This window comes from Ralstonia sp. ASV6 (genome assembly GCF_016429285.1).
Classification (GTDB): domain Bacteria; phylum Pseudomonadota; class Gammaproteobacteria; order Burkholderiales; family Burkholderiaceae; genus Ralstonia; species Ralstonia flaminis.
The window spans coordinates 1-300 of the sequence record NZ_JAELUI010000678.1; the positions used below are offsets into that span (position 1 = coordinate 1).

At 62.7% G+C, this 300-nt stretch carries 1 protein-coding gene; it reads right to left on the reverse strand.

Annotated features, from left to right (window positions below; translation table 11 throughout):
• Positions 1 to 300: hypothetical protein (locus JHD73_RS28860; RefSeq protein WP_199033457.1), on the reverse strand; the 300-nt coding region annotated here is incomplete at both ends.

Consider the following 300-nt stretch of genomic DNA (forward strand, 5'->3'; position numbering starts at 1 on the left):
GCGACGTCACCGTGCTGTTCGTCGTGCTCAAGCCCGTCGACAACGATGCAACGTTGCTGTTCGTCGCACTCAAACCAGTGGACAGCGAATTCACTCCACTCTGTGCGGTGCTGATCCCCGTCGACGCTGACGTCGACAGCGAAGACAGCTGGCTGCCGTTGATCGCATCCGTGCTCGTCGCGTTCACCGCACCCGCTGCCACGTTCGTCAGTGTCACCGGCGTGCTGGCGCCAACACCACCCAGCGTCACCTTGGTGTGCGTGCTGTCGTCGTACTGCACAGCGTTGGCAACGCTCGTGG